The following is a 9,562-nucleotide window of genomic DNA, read 5'->3' on the forward strand; positions in this document are numbered from 1 at the left end:
AGGAAATATATCCAACAGTCTCAACATAAAGATTTGCAAAAATCTTTACGTGAATATTGAAAGTTAAGAGCCGAGCACCGCTAGGTGCGAAGCATACCCACTTCTTCAGAGGTGGGTGCTCTTAACTTATCTTGATTTTATTCGTTTGTGAGTGATTGTTTTTAAACTTTGTTGTAAAATAAGTTTTTTTATAGAATTAGAAATCCTATTATTCCGGTCAGAATAAGATATATTATGCAGGGAATTATTGTTTTTTTTATGATTTCTGCGTCTTTTCCTTGTATTTTTACTGTTGCTTGTGCGGCCACTATGTTTGTAAGAGATATCATATTTCCTATTGAGGCACCTATTACTTGTAGTGCGAGTATTATTGCCGTGCTTATTCCTAATGTTGTTGCTGCTGTATATTGAAATTGTCCGAATAATAAATTTGATATTGTGGCACTTCCACTTATGAATGCTCCGAATGCTCCTATTATTGGAGCTATTAGCGGCAAGGCTTTTGTTTGCAGGTTTGATGCAATTATTGTTATCATGCTTTGGGTTCCAGTCATGTTTAAATTAGTATTTACCATTATTTGGACAAAGGATACTATGAAGAGTATTGCTATGAATGGTTTGTATAGAATTTTGGTTGATTCTTTTATGCTGTTTATGATTTTATTCCTTGTATCAGGATATAGTGCTGCAAATATTAGTGTTGTTAAGATAAACAAAATTCCTGGATTGTATGTATTTATGGTGTGAGTTATTGGAGTTATTATGTTTACAGAGTATTTTGGAAATATGTATTTTCCTCCTAGTAAGAGAATTATTAGTAGTATGTGTGGGAGGAAGGTTTTTGTTTTTGTGTGTTTTTCTAGTTTTGTTTTTTTTTCATGGAATCTCCACGTATTTTTTGGCACTAAGAATCCTTTTTTTGTTGTATATATTATTGTTGCAAGTCCTATTAAGGGTCCTATTAAACTAGGAAATTCTTGTCCTAAATATGTACTTAGAAAGTAAGGTACTAAGAGCACTATTCCAGCCCATATTGCAAACGGTAGCATTTCTGTTACGGATTTTATTGATTTGTTTTTGTTTGAATATACTATGATTACTAGTATGGCAATTGGTACTATTAACCCTGCTATTAAATTTATTAATGCTGCGTAGAAGGGTACTGTTGCTGTTGGCAGTCCTGCAAATCCTATTCTTATAGGTGTTCCTACTGCTCCAAACGTTACTGCTGTACTGTCTGCAATTAAGGATATTGCTACTGCTGTTACTGGCAAGAAGCCTATGCCGACTAGTATGGGCGCTACTATTACAGCAGGAGTTCCAAATCCTGCTGTGCCTTCTATAAAGCTACATAAAAACCACGTTAATATTATTCCTTGTATTCTTTGGTCTTTGCTTACTGTGCTTAAGTAGTGTTCTATTGATTGTATTAGTTTTGTTTCTTTTAGGAATTCTAGAAAAAATATTGCTCCAAATATTATTATTGTTATATCTATTGCGGTTAATGTTCCTTTTATTATGCTTGCCAGAGCGTATTTTGTTTCTAGTTCCCAAGTTGTTGGAATTATATTTGTTTTTATTGTTGCAAGTATTAGTGTGTAAAAGAAGGTTATCGGTGCTGCTTGGATTATGGGTCTTTTCAAAATAAATAGGAGAATTATTATTAGTATTATTGGGCTTATTGCTATTAATAGGTCTATCATTTTATTCTGTGTGGTTTTTATTTATTTCGTGTAGCGCTATTATGAACATAGATTCTGACCATCCTAATGGGTTGTTTTCGTTTGGTGTGTTTGTATTTGAGAAATATAGTTCTGGTATGCCTTCTTTTGTTTGTGTTTGTAGCATTTGGTTTATGAAAAAGTCTGCTTTTTCTTTATTGTTTTCTTTTTCATATATTATTGCAAGCCAGGATAGTCCAAACGTCCATTCTGCTTCTTCACTGTGTCCGTCTGGATTTTTATTGTAATAATAATCATTTTTGTATCTTATAACACCTTTGTTTTTTAGCAAGTGATATTCTGTGTTTTCAAGTATTTGTTTTTTTTGTTCTTCGTTTACTATGTTGTAGGGATATATTAGGCTTAGTAGTGCAAGATCTACAAATTTTGTTTTTGATTCTCTTGGTAGTAATTGGTTTAGTGCTTCTTGTCCTTTTGTTATTAGTTCTTCAGGCACTTTTATTCCTTTGCAGTTTTTTATGGATTTTAGGCCTGCTAAGCAAGCACCTACACTGCTTGCGTGTATTTCTTCGTTTTCTTCCCACATCCCACTATCTATATCTTCCCAGTATCTTATGCTTTCTAAGTATTTTATTAGTTTATTTATTATTCTTGTATGGTTTTCATTTTTTATCATGCTTTTTTGGTGGTGATTTTCCAGTGTGCCTATCATGTAAAGTATTGCGCCTATGGAGTCATTTTGTTTGTTTCCCCAATCTTCCCAGAATTCGTCAAATGTTTTTGGGTGGAATCTTGCATGTATGTATTCGTGTTTGTGTTGTGGTTTATTTTGTATTGCGCAATCTATTTTGTATTCATGCCTTAAAAATATTTCTATTAGTGCGTTATATGTTTTTTCTACGGTTTCCCAATCTTCTAATATTATGAATGCTAAGCATTCGTAAAAATTATCTCTTAGCCAGGATTTGTCGTATCCTGTTCCTACGTCTTTTCTGCTTGCAGCAAATAATCCTGATTCGTATTGTAGATTTTTTAGAATTTTTAGGTGTTGTACTAGTATGTTGTTATATGTTAGTTTTTCTTTTAGTTCTAGTTTCATTTGCGCCTCTTTTTTAATGTTATTTGTTGCTGTGTTTTATATATTTTTCTCCGTTGTTAATGTTTGTGTTACTTTTAGAGTGTCAGCGTAAAATTTTCCTTTGTATGTGCTTCCAGTTGCTTCTATTGTATTATTTAATTTTAGTCCCGGATTTTTTTTTATTTGGACTTTTATTTCTTCGCAGGTATGTATGTAAAGGGTTGTTGTTTTTTCGTTTTCATATATTTTTGTGATTTTTCCTTTTATTATTGCTTTATCTGCGTCTTTTTCAAGAATCGGGGATGCGGGTGTGTAGTCAAGAAAGACATATTTTAGAAGTAATAGGCCTATTAGTATTATTATTAGCGCAATTATTTCTATTGTGTTTATTTTCATAAAGCTTTTATTTGATTTGTTTTTATTTGACGTTCGTAATCATTTTCGGATTCTTTCCGAAACCTTTTTTAAGTGTTGCGAATTATCCTTGGTAGGTATTATGGCAAAGAAGAAATCTGTTAAAAAAACTAAAGAGCTTGATATGAATAAGGAGCTAGAATTTAATGATACTAGTGAGTTAAATGTTTCTGATAAAATTATTGATCAGGTGATCGGTCAGGAAGATGCTATTGAAGTTGTTAAGAAAGCTAGTATTCAAAGAAGGCATGTTTTGTTGATTGGCGAACCTGGAACTGGCAAGTCTATGCTTGGGTTGGCTTTGGCTGAGTTGTTACCTAAAGAGAAGTTAGTTGATGTTCTTAGTTTTCCTAATCCTAATGATGCTAATCAGCCTGTTATAAGAACTGTTCCAGGTGGAAAGGGCAGAGGCGTTGTTAGTTCTTCTAAAGTTCAGAGTTCTCAGTCACTTAGAAATCAAAACACTATTTTGTTTGTTGTTATTGGTATTTTATTTTTGTTAAATATTGTTAGTTTTCATTATTTTATTAATGAATATGGTCCTGTTGCAGGTTCTATTTTTATTGTTGGTTCTAGCATTATTTCTGTTGTTATTATCGGTTTATTTGTTATTTCTATGAATCTTAGTAAAAGAATGGGAGATAAACAAGTTGTTCAGTCTCCTAAGGTTATTGTTGATAATTTTGGTAGAAAACAGGCTCCTTTTTTTGATGCTACTGGTGCTCATGCCGGTGCTTTATTAGGAGATGTTTTGCATGATCCTTTTCAGTCAGGAGGTTTAGGAACTCCTGCTCATGAACGTGTTGTTGCAGGTATGATTCACAAAGCGCACTTAGGTGTTTTGTTTGTTGATGAAATTGCTACTTTGGCTGCAAATACTCAACAAGAGTTATTAACTGCTATTCAGGAAGGTAAATTTTCAATTACTGGGCAAAGTGAGCGAAGTGCGGGAGCTATGGTTCGAACAGATCCTGTTCCTTGTAAATTTGTTTTGATCGCTGCTGGTAATTTGGAGACTATTAAGCATATGCACCCTGCTCTTAGAAGTAGAATTAGGGGTTATGGGTATGAAGTTTATATGAAAGACACTATGCTTGATAATGTTAGTAATAGGAATAAAATAGGGGTTTTTGTTGCACAAGAAGTTGTTCGTGATGGTAAGATTCCTCATTTTAGTAGGGATTCTGTTCTTGAGATTATTGAGGAAGCTAAAAGAAAGGCTAGCAGAAAAGGTCATTTGACTTTGAAGTTAAGAGAACTTGGAGGATTAATTAGAGCTGCAGGGGATATTGCTTTGGAAGAAAAAGCAAAGCTTGTAACTATTGAACATATTACGAAAGCTAGAACTGTTTCTAGGTCTTTGGAAAAACAATTATCGGATAGGTATATTGAGCGTAAGAAAGAGTATGAATTGATTACTACGTCTGGTTTGAAAGTCGGAAGAGTTAATGGTTTGGCTGTTATTGGTATGGATGGTAGTAATTCTGGAATTATTTTACCTATTGAATCAGAAGTAAGTCCTGGTAAAGAAAAAAATATTATTGCAACAGGTAAATTAGGAGATATTGCAAAAGAAGCCGTATTAAATGTTTTTGCTATTATTAAAAAGTATTTTGGTAAAGATTTTATGGAGAAAAAAGACATTCATGTTCAATTCTTACAGACTTATGAGGGTGTTGAAGGAGATAGTGCTTCTGTTGCTGTGGCTGTCGCAGTTATTAGCGCTTTGAAAGATATTCCTATAAAACAAGAGTTTGCTATGACTGGTTCTCTTAGTGTTCGAGGAGACGTTTTACCTGTCGGAGGAGTCACTAGTAAAGTTGAAGCAGCTATTGATGCGGGTATTAAGAGTGTTATTGTTCCTAAAAGTAATATGGGCGATATAGTTATTAAGGATGATAAGTTGAAAAAAATAAAAATTATTCCTGTTAGTAGGCTTTTTGAAGTTCTTGATGTTGTTTTTGATTGGAAGGGTAAGGAAAAATTAAGAAAAGTAGTACTGTCCAAACACTAATCAGTAAGCTTTATAAATAGTTATTATTTTCTGAAAGTTATGGAAGGTATAATAGTTAATTTTAAGAGGTCTGTGACAAGAACTGCTGATAGTAGAATGATTGTCAAAGTAGATTCTATTACCGGTAAAGAAGATGCTGGTAAATTAGTTGGTAAAAAAGTAGTTTATAATACTGGTAAAAAAGATATTTCTGGTGAAGTTACTAAAGCTCATGGTAATTCTGGAGCTCTTTTAGTTAAGTTTGAAACAGGCATGCCTGGTCAAGCTATTGGACAAAAAGTAAAAATAAATTAAATTTTTACATTTACAATATTTTTTGTTCTAACCGCTAAATTATTCATGCACTTTTCTATTGTAGCTTTTTGAGAGTCTTCTTTTTTCAATTCTATTCTTAGTTCGTTCATAGCGGTGTTGAATTCTACTTCTTCTTCTACTACCCAGTCATGCTTTAAAGGATTCCATTTTTTTAAGAACTTATATGCTATTTCAAATACTTCCCTTAAAGTGTTTAAAGGTCCATCTATTAAATTATCATCAGTGTATGATGCAATTTCAAATATTTTATTGTTTAAAGTTAAAAAAGAGTTACTAACGCTTTTTTTTGCTCTTTCCCATGCCTGTTTTACTTCTTTACTCATTATTATCATTCCTCTGTTTTGCCTATTAAATCAGCAGTTCCTGCTCCTATGACTGCTAATACGCTTATTGCAGATACTATTCCAAAAATTTCGTGAAACGGCGTTGTAAAACTTATTTTCCCATATACAAAAAGCACCAGTACTACTGTGAGTAAAGACACTACGTATAGCACTATTGCTCTTAATGGAAGTATTTTCATTACAAAATGGTCATCCACTCTTCTAAATCCTGCGAAATAAAGGAATATTACAACTATGAAAAAACTTAGCAATAATAATGATATACTTCTCATGTAGCTAAAATGACTGCCTATCTCTACTCCTTTGTAAAATGCGAAATGGCCAACTATACCAAAGAATGCTCCTATTATTCCTTTTGTTATGTCTCGCATAGTTATTTTCTTTAAGGGTTTGTCTAAGACTTGTGATTTTATTTCTTCTTCTAATTTCTCGAGTTTAGCTAGTTGTGCTAGTTCTTCTGCTTCTTCTATATGTATTGCATGAGCTTGATCTATTTGTTTTTTTTCTAAATCTATCTCTTGCAGTTCTTCATTTTCTATTTCTTTTTCTTCTTTTAATATTGCGTCAAGTTTTTGTAAAATTATTTTTTGAGAGTCTTCTATGTTTTTTATTCTTTGAAGTTGAGAAATACTCTTAGATTTAGACGTTTTTGTCTTCTTTGTTTTTTTCACACTCTTTTTTTTAACCAATTTGCTCTTTAAATTAATTTTGTAATTTAAAAGCTTTACTATACTGCAAAAGAACAGAAATAGAAAACTTTATATACTTTGAATTGAAATTTTGAGGTATGGCAGTTGAAGCAACGACAAGTATACTAATAGGACCTAGTATTGCTATAGGTTTACTTCTTGGTATTATCGAATTGATTTTTTTGGCAAAAGACGAAGCAGGAATGCATTGGCTTAAGCACGGCTTACACGCGATACCTGTAATGCTTGTATTCACATTTATAGCGATGAATATTGAATGGGCGTTATCTTTAGTTGGAATTACAGGGAATTTTTGGTATGATTTAGGAGCAAGAGTTGCTATTGGTTTAGTTGCTATGATAAAAATAAAAGCCGCTGCATCCATAACTGGGAAAGGTGGAGTAGGAGAATCATTTATTCACACATTAATAATAGGTATACTAGTGATGGCATCCCCTTACATATGGGAGTATTTGCTAGCAAATATGATTGGACAATATATACCTTTTTAATGAATACTAATAATAACTAATGAAAAAAATATTTTGGTGGAGGATAATTTAAAATGAAAAAGAACACATTTTTTGGTTTCTCATTATTATTTCTGATATTAATGCCTACAATGGTTTTTGCTGAAGGATCTGTTATTCCTGATTTCTTTGGCGACGCCATAGAAAATATAGCTGTTATGATAGGAGAAATATGGATGCAAAGAGCACTATTGTTCTTAGCAATATTTTCTATTATGTATGGATTATTATATGGGGTTGATCCTTTAAAATTAAAAAAAGAAAAAAATTCTATTAATGTCACTTTAGCTTTAGCTATCGGTTTAATCTCTGTTGCAGGTTTAAATGCTAAAACAATCGAACTCATATTCGGTTTATTTCAAGGACTTTTCGTTTCCATATTAGTTTTAGGGCCTCTAATAGCAGGATTGGTTTTAGCTTACAAGAATGAAAATGATAATCATATGATTCACTTGTTAAGAGCATTTATTTACGGCTTATTAATGGTTGTTCTTAATAGCGGAGTAATTCCTTTTCCTCAAGGTTTTATTGTTCAAAATGGTTTTTCATGGGCTGATTTAAAATCTTTGTTTAATTTCTTCTTCTTCATAATGTTTATAGTTGAATTCTTCAGAATGTTCAAATTAATAGGTGCAGGAAGAACAAGCCCTGTTGTAAATAAATATGCATCTGACGTAGCGGATTCTGCTAAAGGAATGAAAAATATTTGGGATAGATTTGGAAAATCTCCTGAAGAAAAGAAACTAGAAAAAGAAGAGAAAGCTTTGACAAAGTACGGTAATGCTATAGAAACATTAAAATCAAGTATTGCTGATGGCATCAAAGGATTAATGCAAATACATGAAACAATAGACAAATTCTTAGGAGGAAAACATGCACCTGATTTAATCAAAGGTCATGGAGGAGAACTGTCAAAGATTACAGGAGTTCTAGAAGAAAAGAAAGAGAAAGTAAAAGCTGAATTTGAAGATATTAAAAAAAATATGGATGGTAAGCGAAAAGAACTTGAAGCTCTTAAAAAACAAGCAGAAAACTTCATAGATAAGTTAAAATCTTCATTATCTCCTGCTGCACGCGCAACCTTTAAGAACAATGTTCAAACACCAATAGAAACTGCATTAAAAAAATTAGATGACTTGAATAAGGTGTATACAGCTTTCGATGAACACTATAATAAAATAGATTCAGATTTTAAATCATATGATACTAAATATGATAAATTCAAGGATCATTTAAGCACTTTAATTAATGGTACAAGCGATACTGTCAGTCCTACAGATCTCATTAATGTGCGTGCTGATTTAGAAGCCGCCACTAAACTTCTTCAAGATATATCTGTGAACTGGGCAACTATTAAAGAAAAATATACCTCTGTGTCAAATACTGAAAAAAGCACAGTAGAAAGTGTCCACAGCGCAATAAACACAGGCAACACAAAGCTACGGATGACTGTTGTGTTTAAAGGAATTATTGACAGTATCCCTGAAACAACAATTGCAGGAATAGGACCTACATCAGGACCTAATGTAAGTTCTACTAGAAAAGCAAATACTTTAAGGAAGAAGTACGAAGTTTTTTCCCGTAAAACTTATGCAGATAATCGTGAATTTTTCAAGGAAATTACTGGAGCAGATTTAAGCAGTACTAATAGCGATAATGTTGTGACTACAAGTGAGGTTACTAATCTAAAGGATATTTTGAAAAATAAATTCAAGAATGCTCGTTTAGAAGATAAACTAAAGTTGCTTGATGCTTTTTCAAGTTAAGTTTTTCTTCATTATTTCTTTCTTTCTTTTTTTCTTTTCTTTTTTTAATCTTTATTATCTCTTTTTTTTAATCGTTAACAATTCAACAGATTATTCAACTAATCATTCAACCAACAATTCAACTAACCATCCAATCAATTCACCACCAAACAATAACAAAGTTTATATATTTGTTTTTTTTCTCGACATGAATGGATTTAATAATAGATAAAAATGAGCTGTCTGAACTAATAGAAAAAACAGCGATAGGAACATGTGAAAAATCATTCATCTTAGTTACAGAACCAAAAAATGATGTATTAATATTCAAAGATATGCCCTATGTATTAGAAGAACAAAAATACGGCGCAAACCATTCTTTAAACACAGCCAAAAACGATCCGAAAATAAAGAAAATAATAGATTCATTAGACTCAAAATACAAAATATTTGAAGGTCATTCTCATGCAAGATCTTTAGATGAAACAATACAACCAATGGATTGTGGCTGGATAATAGATAGATTTGAAGAAAATAGAGATTATGTGCATGATCAATTATGTAAAACAGAAGAAGGCTTCACAGTTTTAAAAGATTGGAAAAAATATATCTCTGTGTTATCCCAAAACTATTTCCCTACGGAGAGTTAAATCAATGTATGAAACTCACAAGAGGGAAACTCATGGAAACAATTAGGCGAAAAAACGAGGGTGAAACTACTTATCAAGTTCGTAAAATTGCTGGCGTGAGT

General features: G+C 32.1%; 10 protein-coding genes. 5 read left to right on the forward strand and 5 right to left on the reverse strand.

The window, feature by feature from the left end; genetic code table 11:
- Window positions 1-188: 188 nt before the first annotated feature.
- From K9L97_06025 to K9L97_06035, 3 genes are read right to left on the reverse strand one after another with little or no spacing between them, the layout of a single operon-like run.
- Entirely contained in the window at window positions 189-1,703 is a 1,515-nt protein-coding gene (locus K9L97_06025; GenBank protein ID MCF7872561.1) for an L-lactate permease, read from the reverse strand.
- Between the two features lies 1 nt (window position 1,704).
- Entirely contained in the window at window positions 1,705-2,781 is a 1,077-nt protein-coding gene (locus K9L97_06030; protein MCF7872562.1) for a glycoside hydrolase family 15, read from the reverse strand.
- 36 nt (window positions 2,782-2,817) lie between these two features.
- The gene (locus K9L97_06035) at window positions 2,818-3,156 is read right to left on the reverse strand and encodes a hypothetical protein (GenBank protein MCF7872563.1); all 339 of its coding nucleotides are present in this window, start codon (window positions 3,154-3,156) and stop codon (window positions 2,818-2,820) included.
- Window positions 3,157-3,256: 100 nt separating this feature from the next.
- Here K9L97_06035 and lonB point away from each other — a divergent pair, with 100 nt between their 5' ends.
- The gene (lonB, locus tag K9L97_06040) at window positions 3,257-5,188 is read left to right on the forward strand and encodes an ATP-dependent protease LonB (GenBank protein ID MCF7872564.1); all 1,932 of its coding nucleotides are present in this window, start codon (window positions 3,257-3,259) and stop codon (window positions 5,186-5,188) included.
- Between the two features lie 39 nt (window positions 5,189-5,227).
- A complete protein-coding gene (locus K9L97_06045; GenBank protein ID MCF7872565.1) occupies window positions 5,228-5,482 on the forward strand; it encodes a 50S ribosomal protein L35ae in 255 nt (84 codons plus the stop codon).
- Here the strand turns inward: K9L97_06045 and K9L97_06050 are convergent.
- Window positions 5,479-5,826, reverse strand: coding sequence for a hypothetical protein (locus K9L97_06050; protein ID MCF7872566.1), 348 nt, complete (start codon window positions 5,824-5,826; stop codon window positions 5,479-5,481). The genes K9L97_06045 and K9L97_06050 overlap by 4 nt on opposite strands.
- Before the next feature lie 5 nt (window positions 5,827-5,831).
- A complete protein-coding gene (locus tag K9L97_06055) occupies window positions 5,832-6,536 on the reverse strand; it encodes a DUF2391 family protein (GenBank protein ID MCF7872567.1) in 705 nt (234 codons plus the stop codon).
- 98 nt (window positions 6,537-6,634) lie between these two features.
- Here K9L97_06055 and K9L97_06060 point away from each other — a divergent pair, with 98 nt between their 5' ends.
- The 3 genes from K9L97_06060 (at window position 6,635) to K9L97_06070 (ending at window position 9,461) form a co-directional block, all read left to right on the forward strand.
- Entirely contained in the window at window positions 6,635-7,048 is a 414-nt protein-coding gene (locus K9L97_06060) for a hypothetical protein (protein ID MCF7872568.1), read from the forward strand.
- Window positions 7,049-7,101: 53 nt separating this feature from the next.
- On the forward strand, window positions 7,102-8,832 hold the full coding sequence (locus K9L97_06065) for a hypothetical protein (protein MCF7872569.1): 1,731 nt from the start codon (window positions 7,102-7,104) through the stop codon (window positions 8,830-8,832).
- Window positions 8,833-9,023: 191 nt separating this feature from the next.
- Complete coding sequence (locus K9L97_06070) at window positions 9,024-9,461, forward strand: hypothetical protein (GenBank protein ID MCF7872570.1); 438 nt, start codon at window positions 9,024-9,026, stop codon at window positions 9,459-9,461.
- Window positions 9,462-9,562: the final 101 nt, after the last annotated feature.

The sequence above is a fragment of the Candidatus Woesearchaeota archaeon genome, assembly GCA_021735165.1.
GTDB lineage: Archaea > Nanobdellota > Nanobdellia > Woesearchaeales > 21-14-0-10-32-9 > JAIPET01.